Source organism: Paenibacillus lupini (assembly GCF_011761355.1).
Lineage (GTDB): Bacteria > Bacillota > Bacilli > Paenibacillales > Paenibacillaceae > Pristimantibacillus > Pristimantibacillus lupini.
Genome location: NZ_JAASRW010000005.1, coordinates 1 through 19089, shown reverse-complemented (window position 1 = coordinate 19089; position 19089 = coordinate 1). Strand labels below are relative to the sequence as shown.

Genomic DNA, 19089 nt, shown 5'->3' with positions numbered 1-19089 from the left:
CTGGCCACTCCTCCATTCGTTTAGTTAGGCTTTGACCCGTCCATTATTGTGCGCGGATGATTACGAAGCTATCCTGCTGTAACCCTTGACAAATCCTCTCTGTTTGAGTAAGTTATTATCAAGTATTAGTACCAGGTGCTAAATAAAAATAAAATCGTGAAGGAGCTGTTTATTATGGAAAAACAATTCCGCTCAAATGCCGTTATTACAGCTATTGGCACTTACACGCCGGAGAAGATTCTCTCCAATGCAGATTTAGAACAAATCGTTGAGACCTCTGACGAATGGATTGTGCAGCGTACCGGCATTCGTGAACGCCGTATTGCAGCCGAAGATCAGTTCACCAGCGATTTATGTATAGAGGCGGTTCGCAACATGCAAGAGCGTTACGGAGTAGATGTCAAAGATGTAGACTACATTATTGTAGCAACCTCCACTCCCGATAATGTTATCCCAAGCGTAGCCGCACAAGTTCAAGGAGCACTTGGCATCACGCAATGTGGTGCGATCGATATCCAGGCTGCGTGTGCCGGATTCACATCCGCGATTCAGCTTGCTAATGGTCTGCTGTTGTCGGGAGTTTACCGTAAAATTCTTGTTATTGGCGGAGAAACCTTGTCTAAAGTAACGAACTATTCCGACCGGACGACCTGCATCTTATTTGGAGACGGAGCTGGCGCTATATTAATGGAAGCCAAAGTCGCAGCAAGTTCTGAAGGCGACATTCTAGCTGCCTCCTCTCATACGGATGGATTAGGTGGACATCATGTTTACCGCAGTGGCTTGTCCTCCACAATTAATGCAGCGGATATCGATACTACAAGCCGTATCGTACAAAATGGACGTGAAGTATACCGCTGGGCTTTAAGCCAAGTTTCTGAAGGGATCTCCAATCTGCTTCATGAAAGCGGCTATGCACCTTCCCAGATGAACTGGTTCGTTCCGCACAACGCGAATCAGCGCATAATTGACGCGTTATGCGAACGGACCGGCATAAGCGAGCAGCAGGCTTTGTCGAGCATTGAGCATTACGGCAATACATCAGCTGCATCCATTCCACTTGCTCTTGACGCCGCTGTCCGCGACCAGCGTGTGTTGCCTGGACATCTGCTGCTGCTTTATGGCTTTGGCGGTGGACTGACCCAATCTGGCGTCATTTTGCGCTGGTCCATTTAATATCTCGATCAAGTCAGCGGGAATAAGATCGACAGCATCGTATGAATGCGATTCGCATACGTATGATCCCGGAAAGCACGATACATGCCTCGAAGGGCAATCTGTTTCCGCTCTTGTTCATGGCTCAGATAATAATCCATTTTCTGTATAAGCTCCATGGGAGAAGAATACGTTACAATCTCTACATCTGGTATAAAGAATGAGGCCAGATCGTCACGAATATCGCATACCTGCAGGACGCCGCAAGCCGCAATCTCGAACGTACGTGGATTCGGCGAAACGGCAGTCAGCCCAATTGTATTGCTGTTATACAGCGCATCATCATGTGCTCGATGCATATTGATTACAATTTTTGAGGCATTATAAGTGAGAGAGGTTTCCGCTGGCCCCATCCAGTGATTCAGTTTGATTTTGGAACGAAGCTGATCATATTTGGTTAGCCGATCCCACCAAATACCGGATATTAAGGTGTCTTTGCCTGCCAGGTAAGAAGTTAATTCATTGAAGTAGCTTACCCTATTAAGATAAGCTGAACCTATAAATGTAATTTCCTTTCGAATCGATCGATCAGGATTCGTTGGCCGGTATTGGGCTGGGTGAAAGCAAAAGGGCAAATAATACACTTGCTGACAGCCCAGCTGTTTGTAATAGTCGACGGAGTTCCTCTCCAGCGTGAATACCGTATCGTAATGAGGGACGAGACTTGTCGTAATGTCCATATAATAAGGATCATCCGTCAGCCAGATCGCCGTACGAATCCCGTTATCCTTCATCGTAATGATCTGCCCGACATCAAATTGAAGGCCGTCAAGCACGATTACAATATCCGGCCGTTCTGCAATCGCGATCTCCGCGACCGGCTGGGTGCCGTTAACCACTGTCAAGCGCTGAACGAAGGTAGACAAGGTTTCTCTTACCGCTTCATCAATTGGCGAGTACGGGAAGCCTTTTCCCGTCTCAACAAACATGGCATGAATCGGCCATACTTGGTTTACTTGCGGAATACGGCTAATTGCCGATTCGCATAAACCGTACCAATAGCCATGATCCCAGCCTAATTGAAACCCTGCCGCTCGCCCAGCCTCCTCATCGGGCTTTCTTTTGAGCCCTGGCGCCATATTCGTCACTCCTACTTTAATAATGTCAATAACGATGCCATTCGCGTCGTCATCGTATGATCTCGTAAAGTCCGATATAACCCTCTCATCGCAATGCGAAGCCGTTCTTCTTCATGAGTCAAATAATAATCAATCTTCTCCAGCAGCTCGGCTGCCCCGTTATACGTTTCAATCTCATGACCTGGACGGTATTGATGAATGAGATCGTCACGGATATCGGTTAATTGCAGCGTAGCACAGGCTGCTACATCATACGTCCTTGGATTAATTGACAGCCCTGGAAGCTGCGCTTCGTTCTGATTGTCTTTTCCGGGAACGTCGGTCCGGTGCAGATTAATGACAATCTTGGAGCCGTTATAATAATGGGCAGCTTCCTCTGGTATAATCTCTCTCGATTGAATGAAAGGCTTAAGCAGGGAGTAATGATTTAGCCGCTCCCATTGCCCTCCGCCAATAAACAACCGCCTATGAGACAGCTGCTTGGCAATAGCATCAAACAACTCTACCCGATTCCAGAAAGCGACCCCGATAAAACAAACATCATACTCATACGACTTCTCCGCCCGAAACGGCCGGTATATCGCTTCATTCACTGCTAATGGCATATGATGCACCTGCAGGCAGCCATGCTGCTGGTACAGCTGAACCGTACTCCGTTCATGGGTCAATACAACATCATAATGAAGAGCAATTGGGACCGTTTGATCCGTCATATAAGGATCATCTACAAACCAGATCACTGTACGGATGCCAAGTGCCTTTATCGCATCTATTTGCTGCAAATGATCGGGAGGAAACGTATATAAGCCATTAAGCACAATCATCATATTTGGCTGAAAAGCAATGGCCTGCTCCAATAATTGCTCCTGCGTGCCTACCAGAACTTCGCTGGCGCATCTCTGCAGGGCAAGAATAATTCCGGAGTCAATCGCCTCAAATCCTAATGAACCTTGCGGAATATATAAGACTCGCAAAGGCTGTATTTCTGGCTGCGGAGTAATGGAAGCCGCTTTGGCCCATTCGCAAGCTCCATCCCGCCATCCTGTATGGAATCCGGCTGCAAAGCCCTGCTGCCTGCCCGTTTGAAACGACACTTCTGCTGTCGTATTCAAAATACCCCTTCACCTGCCCATCGTTCATGATTATACAAAAAAAGCCTTATTCCTGATTTGTCCATCATGGGCATGAACAAGGCAGATCTAAGACCTGTATCGCTGATATTACACCTGCGTCTCGTAAGCAATTTGATGCCCATCTTCGAACCCTTTAGCAAAACCAGCGTTATAGCCTTCGTTATAGGTTTGATTAAAGCCTTCATCATAACTTACGGCATCGAAGCTTTTTCTTCTTCTCTTCCTAACCGCTGACTTCCGGCGGCTCATTGTGCCTTTGCCTGTTTTCTTGCCGGTCAGCTTCCGCGCTCCTGCTGTTTTACGTTTTGTACGGACATGAGGCTTGCGTTTGGCTTTCCGTTTCGCAGCAGAGGCAGCTTTCTTCTTCATATCAAACGCCTCCTTCGTGATGACGTTCTAATTCTTATAATCTTCGTATTCAGCCATGGATGAACGGGGCTGCCTATCTTCATGCGCTTACGCTTCAAAGACAGCCCTGTTACAGCTTCCGTTATATTCTGCTGCATGTCAGTCAGCAGCTTCACATTTTCTGCAATGTTTCTCGCAAGCTCGGGTGATGCCTCCGATACGACAGCAATACTATCCAGAATACGGGCAAGTGCAGCTTGGCTTCTAGCCAAGGAAGACAGAAGCTCCAGCTTCACTTCCCGCTCTCTATGAGTGATCAGGCTCAATCGATATCACCCATGCCAAATAGCATTTCCTCGTCGTCTCCGTCGCCCCCGCCCTCATTGGATTTCTGCAGAACGGACCTCATGACAGAAAGAATCCCTTGACTCATTTTGTTTACACCGTCTAATACTTCAATAACCTGCTCATTGATTTGAGCGGATTGTTTCATTTGCGTTTGTTCACCAAGGAAGGAAGCCGATGTGATATGGTTGCATATCCAATTACGTGCTTTTTCGGCTTCCTCTGCTTTAGCTTCCAGCATCATAGCGATGTTCCACTGCATATTGGCGGTAGCGCCAAGCATACGCTTATAAGCCTGTTCACGATTCATGACAGACGTCCTCCTTCCGATTCACTCCTCATCTTCTAGACGAAGCTCGCGAACGGTAAACGTCAGCTGTGCTGCAAGTGTTTCTTGCAGTTCCGCAATCGTCGTCAAGTAAGAGACTATTCCGCCTAGCAAGGATTGGGTATTGGACAGCAGCCCATCCGTCCCCCCAAAGTTTGGATCTTTATCGGGAATCGCCTTCACAACCTCGGCCATCCGCACGACAACATGACGCTTGGAATCAATCATACGGGCCATCTGATGATGGGAATGAGATAGGTGCTCAATAATTTCATTTACGATCTGCTGCAATACGTTCCCCTCCTCTGGCAGCAATATCCTTAGCTCTCTACAGATGTCGTCATACCAGCATATGCATCAGGTAAAAAGGGTGATACATGCGGCATGCCTACAACGCTTGTCGCAGCTTGACTGGAGGAATAAGCGGCAGCCCTTCCGGCAGTGCTTCCAGCTGTTCAACCGTTAGCGGATATTTAGCTCTCTCTTTCAAATTCCAGGCGACAGCTGCCGCTTCGGTAATCACTTTCCGTTTCATTCCATGCTCCAGATAGTAGAGGAAACCATCAAGCCCGCTTGCGATTTGTCCGTGTAATGGCGCACCATGATGAACGTAATGCAGCGTCTGCCATTTGATCTCAGCCTCCAGGGTAGATAGAGAGTCGCCTACCGGCCAGTTACGAATGAGGATTTGTGGAAGCCTTATAACCGGGCCGGACCAACCACCTTCAATTGGCCGCTTGACTCCATTCTCAATCCAATAGGCTTGTTGTCCAATTCCCTTTACCACAATTCCCTCCGGATAAAAGGCGGTTTCCCCTTTCGTCATCAGGGAGGAGGAAGAATTGCCATGCTCACTTGCACGAAGCTGATGAATCCAAGCGTACGGATTATTCCATTTGGTCATATAGTAAACCATATTTCGGGTTGTCACTTCTTCAAGCTGGGCACCAAGCGCCTTAATGCTTACACTTCCGAAGTGGTGGATAAATGAATCTCTCGCAATAACAAGGGAGTACCCAAGCAGCCGGACCCGAATATTATAATCATCATCTTCATAGTTGCCGTATTCGAAGCCTTCATCCAGGAAGCCGATTTTCTCCCACAGCTCCCGCCGGAACAAGAGGCAAAAGCCTGGAAGTCTGTCTGTTCTCTCCCATCGCTTCGGATCGGAAATATTATTTAATCTAGCAAACTCAGGCATATCTTCAATACTCACATAAGGGACCTGAATCTGTTGATCTCCACTAATATAATTGGTGACAGGACCTACCAGTCCAATTGTTGGATCACTGTGCAGACAGATTAGCATGTTACCAAGCCAATTATCCGTCAGGAGCGTATCATTATTAAGAACGACCATAGTTGTTCCTTTGGCCATCATAAGCCCCATATTTACCGCCCCGGAAAATCCGAAATTCTCGCTTAAAACTCGATAACGCACCTGCCCGTCGAGCTGTTCCAAATATTCTACAGTCCCGTCGGTTGATGCATTATCGACCACAATAATTTCATGAGGCTGCTCGGTATTATCCATAATACTATCGATACATGCTCTCAAATAATCCACTTGATTATAGCTCGGGATGATGATGCTGGTTCCATCGAATAAAGTGTGGTAGCTGCTTTGACCTGCTTGCAGCCCCTGATTGTACCCCGCTTGCAAACCGGCCTGATAACTGTCCAAGCGCCTGCCTTCTTGCGTCGGTGCGAGCTTGAGACGACGGATGTTCCGCGACTTTCGTCTCACGTATGATCTCTCCCGTCTAGTATTCTTTATCCCAATATCGGGCGGATGCTTCTCTCAGCGACTCGAATGTTCCTGCATCGATCCACCAGCCGGATATTTCCCTGTAGGTTAATAGTCCAGCGGCTGCATAGAGATTGTTAAGATCTGTAATCTCCAGCTCCCCTCTGCTGGACGGGCTAATATTCTCGATATGCTGAAAGACATCAGTACTATACATATATAAACCAGTAACCGATAGATCGGATTCCGGCTCGGCAGGCTTTTCTTCAATATGAAGGATGGTACCAGAGGGACTGAAGACCGGAACGCCATAGCGGCGCGGGTCATCCACCTGCTTAAGAAGCACCATCGCTCCCTCTGCCTGCTTCTGAAAATCTTCCACATATGGTGTTAAATCCTCATCAAATAAGTTGTCGCCCAAGAGTACAAGGAACTTTTCACCATCATTGATAAACGGTCTTGCAAGCTGCAAGGCGTCCGCAATGCCAGCGGCTTCCTCTTGAATCCGATACGCCAGCGACATCTTCATTTGATGTCCACTTCCGAAATATTGAATGAACATTCCTGCAGATTGCCGATTCGTGATAATCAGAATATCCTGGATCCCTGCTTTCTGCAGGGATTGAATACCATGATGGATCATTGGATGTTTACCGACAGGCAGCATATGCTTATTGATATAAGAAGTTAAAGGCATAAGCCGCGATCCCGTTCCACCTGCCAATATAACAGCTTTCATTGTACAAACCTCCTATCATGTTCAGACTTACAAGGCCATCTCGCGCTTACGCAGCCGATCTTCGAACCCGCCCCGTTCATCTGTGCATGAAAGCAGCCAATAGATCGCCTCCAAATGATCGCCTAGAATTAACCGTTCAAGTGGATTTTTCCTCTCCCGCTCCGGACGAGGTTTATTTAATTTGCCGACATTAACGGCATGTACGGCAGCAACCTTAAGCCCTTCCTTAACAGCCATTGCATGAGCAAGCGGAGGAACAGACAAGGCTGATGCCCCAATCGTATCCAGACATTTTCGGCTGATGGCATGGGGTACTGCTGTAAACGAAATACCTTTCAGATCTGGCCTTTGCAGAACCGCGTTTAAAGCATGTTTTGCAAGCACCACGCTATGAACATTCACCTTATGAACGGGGCCTGAATAGTTGTTCAGTGCCGCATCTACTCCTCTTTCTTTCACCGCGTGAATGAAAGGGCGCAAATGAGAGGCTGATATAACCATATCGCCGTCAATAAAAAGCAGGACCTCGCCTTTGGCCTCTAGAGCCCCCATCGTTCTTCCTACGTCATGACCAAGGGGCTTCTCGTATTGCAGCACTCTAGCTCCCATCTTCCTAGCAATTGCAATTGAGCCATCCTTAGAACCATTAGCCACAACGATAACTTCTGTCCGTGGATGTACTTTTGCAGCTTCGCGAATCACGCGCCCGATGGTCGATCTTTCATTCATTACTGGGATAATAACCGATACAATCGGATTAGGATGAGGCTTGTAAGATCCGTGCTCCGACGATCGGCTGCCTGCCCGGCTGCCTATCAATCGCTCTGCGCGTTTCATTCACTAAATCACCTCAGTTTATGCCTATTAAAATTTACAAGCTTAATTGATGTACATCACATAGTATGTATTGCTCCTGCTGGTGCAACGGCATTTGTACAACTTCCAAGACGGATGTCCCGCTATAAATAAAAAAGAGGATAGAAGCGTACTCCGCGCTTCCAATCCTCTATGAAAAAGATGAACATTATCGGCCAATGGCAATCCAGTTCATATATCCTTCAGGTTCAAATGATCCTCTGGAGCGAACAATATTAAGAATAGCTCTATCCTTGGATTTGCTAAATATAGAGACATAACATTCTGGATTATCACAGATGGCGGTTATGACGTAATTGGTATCACTGAATGGTTCTTCGAATAGAATCTCGATTTCCAGCTGTTTACCCTTTTTGAAGAAGGTATACGGAGCAAGCCCAAATTGCTGAATCACTTGGCCGCTTCCCGTTGATCGAATAAAGGCCGGCGCTGGTTCCGGTTCTGATTGCTCGATCATTTCCTCGACAGCTTCCGGGAATAGAGCAGACACAAGTTCTGGCGCCAACTTTTCCAGTGTAATGGCTTCCGGAGCAATATGCCAGCCGCATACACTGTCCTCCGCAAGCTTCTCTCTGGTTACACTTTCATCCGCAAGCTTCTCACTCGTCACACTCTCATCTGCTAGCTTCTCGGTTGTGACGCTTTCGTCCGCCAGCTTCTCGCTAGTAATACTTTCGTTAGCAAGCTTCGCAGTCGTCACACTTTCCTGTGTGAGTTTAACAGCCGAGACACTACCGTCTGATAACTTATTAGAGGTGATACTTCCATCCGCCAGCTTACCGCTTGTGATGCTGCTGTCAGCAAGTTTCGCAGACGAAACACTACCGTCCGCAAGCTTGCTGCTTAAGATGCTTCCGTCCACCAGCTTCTCAGATGTGATGCTTTCCTCGGCTAGCTTGCTGGTTGTGATACTGCTGTCCGCAAGCTTCTCAGTCGTCACGCTTGCTTCTGACAGTTTGCTAGTTGTAATGCTGCTATTCGCAAGCTTATCACCTGTGATACTCTCGCCTGCCAGCTTCTCGTTCGTTACGCTTTCGTCTGCCAGCTTGCTGCTTGTGATGCTGCTATCTGCAAGTTTCGTAGTTGAAACACTTTCATCGGCAAGTTTGCTGCTTATGATGCTTCTGTCTGCAAGTTTATCAGCTGTAATGCTTTCTTCTGCCAGCTTCTCGGTCGTGACACTCTCATCTACCAGCTTACGGCTCGTAATGCTATCGTCCGCCAGCTTCTCGGCTGTCACACTTTCGTCTGACAGCTTGCTGTTTGTAATACTGCTATTTGCAAGCTTCTCAGCAGTAACACTTTCATCAGCCAATTTCTCAGTTGTGATACTTTCATCTACCAGCTTACGACTCGTAATGCTATCGTCCACCAGCTTCTCGGTTGTCACACTTTCGTCTGACAGCTTGCTGTTTGTTACGCTGCCGATCGCAAGCTTCTCGCTCGTCACACATTCCGTTGTCAGTTTATCACTAGTAATGCTCTCATTGGCCAGCTTCTCACTCGTCACACTTTCATCTGCAAGCTTACTATTTGTTATACTGCTATCCGCAAGCTTCTCCGTTGTGACGCTGTCGTCCGCCAATTTCTCAGTTGTGACACTTTCATCTACCAGCTTACGGCTCGTAATGCTGTCGTCTGAAAGCTTCTCCGCCGTTACGCTTTCGTCAGTCAGCTTGCTGTTTGTTACGCTGCCGATCGCAAGCTTCTCGCTCGTCACACTTTCCCCTGACAGCTTATCACTTGTGATGCTCTCATTAGCCAGCTTCTCACTTGTCACACTATCGTTTGCCAGCTTGTTAGTTGTGATGCTGCTATCCGCAAGCTTATCAGCTGTGACGCTATCGTCCGCCAATTTCTCGGTTGTGATACTTTCGTCTACTAACTTACGGCTTGTGACGCTGTCGTCCGCAAGCTTATCAGTTGCAACACTTTCGTCGGCCAATTTTCTTCTCGTTATGCTCCCGATCGCAAGCTTATCACCTGTGACGCTCTCATCGGCCAGCTTTTCGGTCGTGACACTTTCGTCTACGAGCTTTCGGCTTGTGATGCTTTCGTCGGCAAGCTTCTCACTCGTCACACTTTCGTCGGCAAGCTTACGGCTTGTAATGCTTCCATCTGCAAATTTCTCACTAGTGATACTTTCATCTGCCAGCTTACTGGTCATGATGCTTCCGTCCGCAAGCTTCTCGCTCGTGAAGCTTTGATCCGCCAGCTTACTGCTAGTTACGCTTCCGTCAGAAAGTTTCTCAGTCGTGACACTTTCGTGGGCCAGCTTGCTGCTTGTGATACTCTCATCTGCAAGCTTATCGCTCGTGACACTGTCATCAGCCAGCTTGCTGCTTATGATGCTTCCGCCTGCCAGCTTATCAGTTGTAACACTCCCACTTGCCAGCTTGCTGCTTGTGATGCTCACGTCCGCCAGCTTCTCGCTTGTGACGCTCTCATCAGCCAGCTTGCTGCTCGAGATGCTTCCTTCTGCCAGCTTATCGGTTGTAACACTCTCACTTGCTAGCTTGCCACTTGTAATGCTCTCGTCCGCCAGCTTGCTAGTTATAATGCTCCCGTCTGAAAGCTTCTCACTCGTTACGCTTTCGTCGGCCAGCTTGCTGCTAATGATACTGCTGTCTATAAGCTTGTCGGTCGTAACGCTATCGCCAGCCAGCTTCTCACTCGTAATACTCTCATCCACGAGCTTACGGCTCGTTATGCTGTCATCTGCCAGTTTTTCCGTGGTAACAGTTTCGTCGCCTAATTTACGGCTTGTTACACTGCCATCAGCCAGCTTTGAATGGTCAATAATCCCGCCTGTCAGCTGCTCGCTCGTGATGAGCTTTGGCTTAAATTCGTTAAGAACATCCGCACTCAAATGCTCGAATGAGACCGTACCTTTACGAAGATGATAGCTTTGGATAGAATCCGCCTTAATATGCTTGCTTGCAATGGTCTCGAGCCTCAGATGATCGCCTGATACCGTATCAACAGCCAGCTTAGACGATGTAACGGCCCCATTTTGCAGCTTACTCTCATCTACACTTCCTGGCGTCAAGTGCTTATCTTGTATAGATTGAAGCTGGATATGGCGAGAGTTGACCGATAGGGATGAAAGCTTCGATTCTAGAACAGCACCATTGGCTAGATGCTCCGTACCAACAATTTCTTTTTGCAAAGCTTCCGCATGTACCGCTCCACTTTGAATATGCGCCTCACCAACGCTATTTGGTGCCAGCTTCGCTTCTGTTACCGCTTCATCCGACAGGTGGATGGAACGGACGCTCTCTGCTCCGATATGAATACCAAGCACAGATTCATTAGCCAAGTGCCTGCTCAGCACCGTTTCATTACTGATATGGCTCGACTGAACTGCCTCTTTTGTCAGTTTTGATGCCGTTATCGAATAGTTGGAGAGAGCATCTGATCCCACCGCACCATTACGGATATGATTAGCATGAATAATACTATCCTGCAGATGCTCCGAGCTAATTGAGAGTGACTGAATATGATCTCCTCGAATCGATAAAGGACGAATGAGTTCGGAATAGATCGATTCCTCTGCAAGTTTACTTGCCGTTACGCTGCCATCGGCCAGCTTGGAGGCTGTTACGCTCGAATCTGTTAATTTTTCGGTTGTGACGGAGTCCTTGGACAGCTTGCTTGTTGTCACCGCCTGATCGACAATATGATCCGTATTAATAATGTCGTAAGACAGATTCATTTCCGTAATCGATTGATAGCCCATGTGCTCGGAATGAATGATCCCAGCTTGCAGATGCTCCGATGTAATGGTTGATGGGCCGATTAATTCAGAATGAATTGAACCCGCTTCAATATGATTCGAGAGTACACTTCCATCGACCAGCTTCGACGATGTCACACTGGAATCCGCAAGCTTATCACTAGTAACGGATTTTGAAGCCAGCTTGCTTGTTGTCACCGACAGATCTGACAAATGTTCTGTCTTCACGCTGCTGCCTGACAAATGCTGCTCGGTAACCGCTTCGCCTGCGAGATGCTCAGACTGAACCGCACCATTTTTCAAATGCTGACTATCAATAGCAAACGACTGAACATGACCTCCATGAATGGAGGAAGCCTGAATCGCTTCGGCATTAACCGCGCTTGGTGCAATATGCTGTTCATTCACACTGCTTTCAGCGAGCTTCGACGATGTCACACTAAACTCGGCAAGTTTATCGGTTGTGATCGATTCCGGAGCAATTTTTTGCGAACCGATGCCATAATCAGCCAGGTGATGCAGATGGACAGCATTAGGTGCTAAGTTGAATTCCGTAATCGCTCCAAATGCGATCTTCCCGCTTGTAATGGACAAGTCCTGTAAGGCATCCGTACCAACCGATTGATTCGCGAAGTGCTGCTTCTCAATGAGCTTTGGCTTCAAATGTTCTCCGGTTACAGCTTCAGGAGAAATCGCTTCTTCCGTAATTGCACCTGGAGAAAAATGATAAGCACGGATCGTATCCGGTGCAATTTTTTGGAAGGTGATACTCTCATTCTTCAGATGGTTGGTTTCGATTGCACCGGCGGCAAGCTTAGAGCTTTTTATCGCGCCATCAGCAATTTTTTTATCGGTTACGGATTGGTCAGCGAGCTGAGAAGTCCCAACTGCAGAGTCGCTCAAGTGCTCCGAGCCTATCGCTTGAGGAGCGATTTTTTCACTTTTCACAGAGCCATCCTGCAATTGCTCCCTGCCGACAGAGCTTGATTGCAGATGTTGACGGGAAACGACTTGATGAGCAATATGACGCTGTTCAATTTGTCCGATGGAAATATGGTCAGAAATAATACTGCTGCGGCCGATATGCCGAGTTTGAACCGCTTCATTAGCCAGCTTGATCGAAATGATGCTTTGATCTCCAAGATGCTTGCTGCCGATCTGTCCAGCAACAATATGGTCGCCTGTTACAGCCTCCGGCTGAAGATGGGTAGAATTAACGGCTCCGGGTGCTATTCGCTCTGCGTTTACGGATTGAGGTTGAAGGGCCTCGGTGCCCACTGCCCCTTCCGCCAAATGCTCTTGTGCGATGGCGCCTGGAGCCAGGTGCTTCCCCAGGATAGCTCCAATCGAGACATGCTCAGCCAGCAGCAGTCCTTGCTTAAGATGAACAGACTCAATCGTATCCGAAGCTAGTTTACTTCCCGTAATAGCTCCATCCCGAAGCTTGGAATGAGTTACCGAAGCCTCACCAAGCTTTGAATTCGTAATTGCTTCGTTCGCAATTTTCTCCGTACGAACAGCGCTGTTCTGAATTTTCTCCGAAGAGATCGACTGTTTGTCGAGCAGCTCTTCTGTAATTAGAAAAGATTGAAGATGCCTCGAGTTTATTGAGCCGTCAGCAATTTTGCTGGAGTCAATCGTCCTGTCAGCCAGCTTTTCAGATGTAATGCTCCCATCTTCCAGCTTGCTGCCGTTTATAGAAGAATCAACGATTTTGTCCCCTGTAATGGAACTGTCGGACAGATGATTGCCCGTTATGGCAGAAGGTGCAACTTTATTTCCCGTCACCGCACCAGGACCAAGATGAATGTTATTTACCGCATAATCGGCGATTGTGGATGATGTAACGCTGCCTGGACGCAGATTATCCGAGTCAACCGAATAGGCGGCGAGCTTGCCGCTCGAAACCGCGCCATCCACGATATCATCCGTATAAATGAACGGGAACGGTTTGTATAGATCCTGCTTTTCAACCAGTTTATCCAGCTTTTGATCATAGGTAGGCTCAGGCTGCAGCTGCAGCTCAGGTTCAGGTACAGGCTTGATCTCAGGCTCTGGAACTGCATGATACGAAGTGATTTCCTCTATAAGCCGCTCAGTTTCCACGTCACTCACTTCAGCCGATGAGGAGGCATCGGCAATAAGGATCAATTCTTCCGTCAATGCAGGGATTTCGAGCGTCTCCGCTTGAGGCTCCAGTTCTACAGGAGCAATAGCGTTAATATTAACCGTTCTGTGTTCTGCCGGAATAGGCTGCGGCTGAGGCTGCGGAACAGTGCGATTAATAACAGGCTGCTGCACCGTATTTTTTTTGCGGTTTAATTCATCCAGCCACTTTAATTCCGAAGCATTGGGATTATCGACATAATAACTTGGTTTACGCCCTTTGGCGTTTTTAGACGATTTGCCTTTAGTCATTGACCTCTCCTTCTTTCTTCCTCCTCAAAGTTATTTCACTATATGCTCTTACCCATGGGCTCGCTACACCGTTTTCCGAATAGACGAACAAAAGGACAGCAGGTAAGCCTGCCGTCCTTGTTGCCGAAATCCTATTTATCTTTGGACAAATTAACGTTCTCGAAGCACATTTCATAGCTGATTACTTCATCGTTATCAGCCGTATTCCCATGATTAGATTCAGGAGTAATTGTCTCATCAATAAGCCCCTCATGATCTTGGAACCTCATATCCACTTCATTTCTTTGAATCCTTAACCATCGTTTGGCCGTATGTTCCCATGTGAACAACTGCTCTACCCGTTCCCTGCTCCTCAGGCCCATTTGTCTGCGCAGGGAAGTGTTGTGAAGCAATAACAGCAGTTTCTCGGTCAGTTCAGCCTCAATATTCTTTTGGTTAATAAGATATCCCGTCTCGCCGTCCTGGATAATCTCTTGCATACCGCCTGCCCGTGTCGCGATAACCGGCAAGCCTGTTGCCATGGCCTCCACGTTTACAAGCCCAAATGCTTCCCGTTTACCGGATGGCATAACAGCTAGATCGGCAGCCATAAACCAGCCCGGCACTTCGGAATAAGGCACATAAGGCACGAACCGGATATGCTTCTTGTACCGTTCACCCATCTTCATTAGCTTGCGTGAATACCGTGTTGAACGGTGAGAACCGTAGAAGGGGCTTCCCACAATAACAACCAGAAGATCGGGATGAACTTTAGCCAGCTTTGGCACAATTGCCAGCAGATGATGGACACCTTTAAGCGGAATCAATCTGCCGAGGAAAATGACAACCTTGCGATGGACAAGTCCTTTTTGCTCGCGATGGAATTTACGGGCTGTTTCACCCTCTGGCGAATAACGGGATGGGAAACGTTTCGTCTCAACTCCCGGGTACACGACGCGGATTTTATGCCTTGCTTCAGGTACCTTGGTAACCAAGTGAGTTCTCAAAAATTCACTATTTACAATAATCCGATCTGCCATTAAAAAGCTCTTGCGAAGACTTGTTTCAGAAATATGTCTGGGACTGATATAGGTAGAAGAATGTAGATTCAGCCAAATTTTCGCTTTGGGGTTCGCACGTTTCAGCTTCAGCACGGAGCTGGGACGATTCTCGACTTGAATAATTTGCGGATTAAATTTCTTCAAGGCGTGTCCTACATCAACAAGATAGGCCGATTTGTTGCCAGCAGGAAATCTCTCGCATACGACATGATTCACCAGGCTTCTGCGGGGCAAATTACGCCCGATTTTCCCATATATACGAGGTTCAACATTAGGACGCAGCAAAGGAACGAATTTTTCTACAACCCGTTCAACGGAGCTGCTGTTCCCCGATGGAATTGGAAAGGCTCCCGGCGTAACGAATGCCACTTTTACAGGCGACATTTCGAAGGAATGCCTCCTTCGTTATCAATTTGCAGTTAGCATACGCTGACCATTAACGTCTTGCCACAAGGTTGAGCGGATGCCTACGGTAGAACGTCTGGTACTATTGATTTGTAAAGCCGGTTGTGTCACACTGTTCGGAGAACATCGAAAGGCAAGATGCAAGGAAAGGACGTGAAGGTGCGGGCATGATGGGATGGTTATTTCAAGCCATGACGGAACTTAGTTCGCGCAAATGGATTTCCAAATTAACCGGCCGCTTCGCACAATCGAAGGCTAGCCGAGGGTGGATTCCAAGATTCGCCAACATGTACAATATTCAAGTAGACGAAGCGGAAAAGCCGCTGCATGAATACAGCACATTAAATGAATTTTTCACCAGGCGTCTGAAGCCAGGTTCCCGGGTTATACACGAAGAGACTACTGCTCTTGTAAGTCCAGTTGATGCTCTAATAACGGGCGCTGGTCCGATTAAATCCGGTACGATTGTGAATGTGAAGGGTCAGGACTATACGATCGAAGAGCTTCTTAATCGCTCGCCACGTGCGGACCATTATCTTGACGGCTATTACATCGTTCTATATTTAAGTCCAACCGACTACCACCGAATACATACCCCCGTTGACGGACGTATTGTGGAGCGTGAGCATGTGCTCGGCAAAGTATATCCGGTCAATGATTTTGGTCTTCGGCGCATGCGCCGAGTACTTAGCCGCAATGAACGGCTCATTACATACATCAAGCACGCCGGAGGCGAAACGGCCGTTGTCAAAGTTGGTGCAATGAATGTCAGCAGTATCCGGTACTGCGAGCCCATTCATGACAACGTGAAGAAAGGCGAAGAACTCGCTTACTTCGAATTCGGCTCGACAGTTGTGCTGCTGACAGAAGATGATACTTTTGTACCAAGGCAGGATCTTGCTCTTGGATTGAAGGTTCGGATGGGTGAAAAGCTTGGGGACATAAGTGGATTGAGGTAAAGAGGTAAACTAAGCATTTGAATGTTCTTCCGACTGCTGTTGTTTGGGGATTCCTTGAATTAGGTTATAAGGAGGGAATCCCCAAATGAAGGCTTTCTCCAGAATCATTCAAATTGCTCCGTTTTTACTTTACCAATCCACTTATTTTTATTAACAAAGTGACGCCATTACTACTCTAATGGCTTAAAGTAGTACATACAAAAGGCGCCACAGTGACTAACTCCTGTGGCGCCTTTTTGTTGTTTGGTTAACGAATTTCGGATGGGCTGCGTCCTGTATATTGTTTGAATTGCCTGCTGAAGAAGAAGATATCTCGGTAGCCAAGCGCATCGGCTACTTCGGTTACGTTCATGCCTTCATGCATAAGCAGGTGCTGAGCACGCTCAATCCTTGTCCGGATCATGTAGGATTGCACCGACATACCAATCATTTCTTTGAATTTTACGGAGAAGTACCGCGGAGACAGCTGCGCGCGCATCGCTAAATCCTCGACCCGATGAGCAACACTTGGATGCTGCTTCACGAAATTCGCCACCTCATGAATAGCTTCCGTCAACTGATTACTTGCTTTCTTCTCAATCGGCAGCTCTCGATCCTCCCGAAGCAGATGAATCATCAGCTGCTTCAGCACAAGTAGTGCTTCTTCTTCGGCTGCGTATGTTTCTACGAGGAACAGCCTAACATAACGTGACAACAAATATTCAAAGTCAACGGTATCATTTAATTTGCGGTATCGCTCCGGCACAAGCTGTACCGGCTCGCGTACATCGAAATGGATATAAGTCAGTACAAGAGGCTTCTGGGGATTATGAGTAGCGCTCGTATAATCGCCGGGCCGGAACAAAAAACAACTTCCCTTCCCAACCGGATACGTCGTCCCGTTAACTTCCACTTCCCCTTCGCCGCTCCATACATAAAATAAATCATAGTTCGCCATCGGCTTTTCCCGCCGCTGCCATTTCCAGCCCGGTTCACAAACGATCTTGGCAATAGGCGGCAATTTAATGTACGAATCTGGAGATAAGTGCAGCATGGGTTTCCTCCTAAAAGGATATCTAAGAATCAACATTAGCATGTTGTTATAAGTCGTTTTTCAGCGAAAAATGGCGTTCTTGCGGACATCATACAACAGCCTCAATCTCCCGCGCAAGCATTCTGAGACACTCGTTTGCACAAAAGACAAAAAAATTTGCATTTTTGGATGGTTTGCTTTATTAAAAAAATGTTATAATAGCACCCGATAAGCGTTAAATGACGAATTGATTTCCCGGAAGGATGGAATGAAGTCCATGAACCCACTTGCTCAGCAGTTGAATGAGACGCTCGCTACTGAATGTCCGAACGTCTATGACATGTTGTCCGCTTTAGGAAAAGCGATTTATTTCCCGAAAGAAGGCATCCTCAGCCAATCCGCAGAAGCAAAGGCCAAGGCTAAGAAATTTAACGCCACAATCGGCATTGCAATAGAAAATGGCCAGCCAATGCACTTGAAGGTCATTCAAGACACGTTATCCTCTTACGATCCAAAAGATATATATGAATATGCACCTCCTGCTGGTAAGCCGGAGCTACGCGCTGCATGGCGCACGAAGATGATTAAAGAAAACCCTTCTCTTGAAGGTAAAAATTTCAGCAACCCTGTCGCTACGAATGCATTGACGCATGGACTGAGTATTGTTGCTGACTTGTTCGCAGATGTAGGCGATGCTGTCATTATTCCGAACAAGAACTGGGAAAACTATGAATTAACATTTGGCATCCGCCGCGGTGCCCAAATCGTTGAATATCCGCTCTACAATGAAGATAACCGTTTCAACAGTGCTGGTCTGCGTGAAGCCTTGCTCAGCCAGAAGGACAAAGGCAAAGCCATTGTTGTCCTCAATTTCCCGAATAACCCTACCGGTTATTCACCAGATCCACAAGAGGGCGATGAGATTGTTGCTGCAATCCATGATGCTGCAGAAGCAGGTGTTAATGTAGTTGCGGTAACCGACGATGCCTACTTCGGCCTGTTCTTTGAAGATTCGATGCATGAATCTCTGTTCGGCAAGCTTGCTGACCTGCATCCGCGTGTCCTCGCTATCAAAGTTGACGGCGCAACAAAAGAAGAGTATGTATGGGGCTTCCGCGTAGGCTTCATTACTTTCGCCTCTACTTCTGATAAAGTACTGGCTGCTCTTGAGCAAAAAACGATGGGCATTATCCGTGCTACGATCTCAAGTGGTCCACATCCATCACAAACCTTCGTTCTGCGTGCGCTGCAATCACCAGAATTCGATGAGCAAAAAGCAGAGAAATATGATGTGATGAAGCAACGTGCCAATAAAGTAAAATCGCTGCTCGACAGCGGTCGTTACGGTGAAGTGTGGAGCTACTATCCATTTAACTCCGGATACTTCATGTGCCTCAAGCTTAATGGCGTATCGGCAGAAGCCGTTCGCACCCGTCTCCTGGACGAATACGGAATTGGTACAATTGCGCTTGGCGAAACCGATCTTCGTGTAGCTTTCTCTTGTATCGAAGAACCTAACCTTGAAGAATTGTTCGACACGATCTACAAAGCAGTTACCGAACTAATCGGCTAATCGCTTCCTTCATAAAAAACAAAGCGGTCGTGCAGGTTCTTTGAACTGTAACCCGAGTTATGGACACGTAATAAAAAGGGCTTAGGCTGTAAGAAGATGACTTCTGTATTCATCAGGAGTCATCTTTTTTAATCCC

15 protein-coding genes are annotated in these 19089 nt (G+C 47.3%); 3 read left to right on the top strand and 12 right to left on the bottom strand.

Annotated features, from left to right (window positions below):
• Positions 1–174 precede the first annotated feature (174 nt).
• Positions 175–1176, top strand: a complete 1002-nt coding sequence (locus FHS17_RS16605; RefSeq protein ID WP_167279564.1) for a ketoacyl-ACP synthase III — start codon at positions 175–177, stop codon at positions 1174–1176.
• 8 nt (positions 1177–1184) lie between these two features.
• On the opposite strand, the gene FHS17_RS16600 is transcribed toward FHS17_RS16605, so the two are convergent.
• The 11 genes from FHS17_RS16600 to FHS17_RS16550 form a co-directional block, all read right to left on the bottom strand.
• Entirely contained in the window at positions 1185–2294 is a 1110-nt protein-coding gene (locus FHS17_RS16600; RefSeq protein WP_167279563.1) for a CgeB family protein, read from the bottom strand.
• A gap of 11 nt (positions 2295–2305) precedes the next feature.
• Positions 2306–3406, bottom strand: a complete 1101-nt coding sequence (locus tag FHS17_RS16595; protein ID WP_208420435.1) for a CgeB family protein — start codon at positions 3404–3406, stop codon at positions 2306–2308.
• Between the two features lie 108 nt (positions 3407–3514).
• Entirely contained in the window at positions 3515–3796 is a 282-nt protein-coding gene (locus FHS17_RS16590) for a hypothetical protein (RefSeq protein ID WP_167279562.1), read from the bottom strand.
• Entirely contained in the window at positions 3793–4101 is a 309-nt protein-coding gene (locus FHS17_RS16585; RefSeq protein ID WP_167279561.1) for a hypothetical protein, read from the bottom strand. Before FHS17_RS16585 ends, FHS17_RS16590 begins: the two co-directional genes overlap by 4 nt.
• Complete coding sequence (locus FHS17_RS16580; protein ID WP_167279560.1) at positions 4098–4430, bottom strand: alpha-helical endospore appendage domain-containing protein; 333 nt, start codon at positions 4428–4430, stop codon at positions 4098–4100. Before FHS17_RS16580 ends, FHS17_RS16585 begins: the two co-directional genes overlap by 4 nt.
• 21 nt (positions 4431–4451) lie before the next feature.
• Positions 4452–4739 (bottom strand): nucleoside-diphosphate sugar epimerase, encoded by a 288-nt coding sequence (locus FHS17_RS16575; protein ID WP_167279559.1) that lies wholly within the window; start codon positions 4737–4739, stop codon positions 4452–4454.
• A gap of 97 nt (positions 4740–4836) precedes the next feature.
• Complete coding sequence (locus FHS17_RS16570) at positions 4837–6195, bottom strand: glycosyltransferase (protein ID WP_167279558.1); 1359 nt, start codon at positions 6193–6195, stop codon at positions 4837–4839.
• Between the two features lie 16 nt (positions 6196–6211).
• Positions 6212–6934, bottom strand: coding sequence for a sugar phosphate nucleotidyltransferase (locus tag FHS17_RS16565; RefSeq protein WP_167279557.1), 723 nt, complete (start codon positions 6932–6934; stop codon positions 6212–6214).
• Positions 6935–6961: 27 nt separating this feature from the next.
• Positions 6962–7771, bottom strand: coding sequence for a glycosyltransferase family 2 protein (locus FHS17_RS16560; RefSeq protein WP_167279556.1), 810 nt, complete (start codon positions 7769–7771; stop codon positions 6962–6964).
• Between the two features lie 187 nt (positions 7772–7958).
• Positions 7959–13964, bottom strand: a complete 6006-nt coding sequence (locus tag FHS17_RS16555; protein WP_167279555.1) for a WIAG-tail domain — start codon at positions 13962–13964, stop codon at positions 7959–7961.
• A 131-nt stretch (positions 13965–14095) separates the two neighbouring features.
• The gene (locus tag FHS17_RS16550; RefSeq protein WP_167279554.1) at positions 14096–15388 is read right to left on the bottom strand and encodes a glycosyltransferase family 4 protein; all 1293 of its coding nucleotides are present in this window, start codon (positions 15386–15388) and stop codon (positions 14096–14098) included.
• Between the two features lie 188 nt (positions 15389–15576).
• Between FHS17_RS16550 and asd the strand changes: the two genes are divergently transcribed.
• Positions 15577–16368, top strand: coding sequence for an archaetidylserine decarboxylase (gene asd, locus FHS17_RS16545; RefSeq protein ID WP_167279553.1), 792 nt, complete (start codon positions 15577–15579; stop codon positions 16366–16368).
• A 247-nt stretch (positions 16369–16615) separates the two neighbouring features.
• Here the strand turns inward: asd and FHS17_RS16540 are convergent, their stop codons facing one another.
• Positions 16616–17401, bottom strand: a complete 786-nt coding sequence (locus tag FHS17_RS16540) for a helix-turn-helix domain-containing protein (RefSeq protein ID WP_167279552.1) — start codon at positions 17399–17401, stop codon at positions 16616–16618.
• 256 nt (positions 17402–17657) lie between these two features.
• Here FHS17_RS16540 and FHS17_RS16535 point away from each other — a divergent pair, with 256 nt between their 5' ends.
• Positions 17658–18953 (top strand): aminotransferase class I/II-fold pyridoxal phosphate-dependent enzyme, encoded by a 1296-nt coding sequence (locus FHS17_RS16535; protein WP_167280040.1) that lies wholly within the window; start codon positions 17658–17660, stop codon positions 18951–18953.
• The last annotated feature ends 136 nt before the right edge of the window (positions 18954–19089 follow it).

Coding starts and splice junctions, on each gene's coding strand:
- FHS17_RS16605 (WP_167279564.1), top strand. CDS start 175: ATGGAAAAACAATTCCGCTCAAATGCCGTTATTACAGCTATTGGCACT.
- FHS17_RS16600 (WP_167279563.1), bottom strand. CDS start 2,294: ATGGCGCCAGGGCTCAAAAGAAAGCCCGATGAGGAGGCTGGGCGAGCG.
- FHS17_RS16590 (WP_167279562.1), bottom strand. CDS start 3,796: ATGAAGAAGAAAGCTGCCTCTGCTGCGAAACGGAAAGCCAAACGCAAG.
- FHS17_RS16580 (WP_167279560.1), bottom strand. CDS start 4,430: ATGAATCGTGAACAGGCTTATAAGCGTATGCTTGGCGCTACCGCCAAT.
- FHS17_RS16565 (WP_167279557.1), bottom strand. CDS start 6,934: ATGAAAGCTGTTATATTGGCAGGTGGAACGGGATCGCGGCTTATGCCT.
- FHS17_RS16560 (WP_167279556.1), bottom strand. CDS start 7,771: ATGAAACGCGCAGAGCGATTGATAGGCAGCCGGGCAGGCAGCCGATCG.
- FHS17_RS16555 (WP_167279555.1), bottom strand. CDS start 13,964: ATGACTAAAGGCAAATCGTCTAAAAACGCCAAAGGGCGTAAACCAAGT.
- FHS17_RS16550 (WP_167279554.1), bottom strand. CDS start 15,388: ATGTCGCCTGTAAAAGTGGCATTCGTTACGCCGGGAGCCTTTCCAATT.
- asd (WP_167279553.1), top strand. CDS start 15,577: ATGATGGGATGGTTATTTCAAGCCATGACGGAACTTAGTTCGCGCAAA.
- FHS17_RS16540 (WP_167279552.1), bottom strand. CDS start 17,401: ATGCTGCACTTATCTCCAGATTCGTACATTAAATTGCCGCCTATTGCC.
- FHS17_RS16535 (WP_167280040.1), top strand. CDS start 17,658: ATGAACCCACTTGCTCAGCAGTTGAATGAGACGCTCGCTACTGAATGT.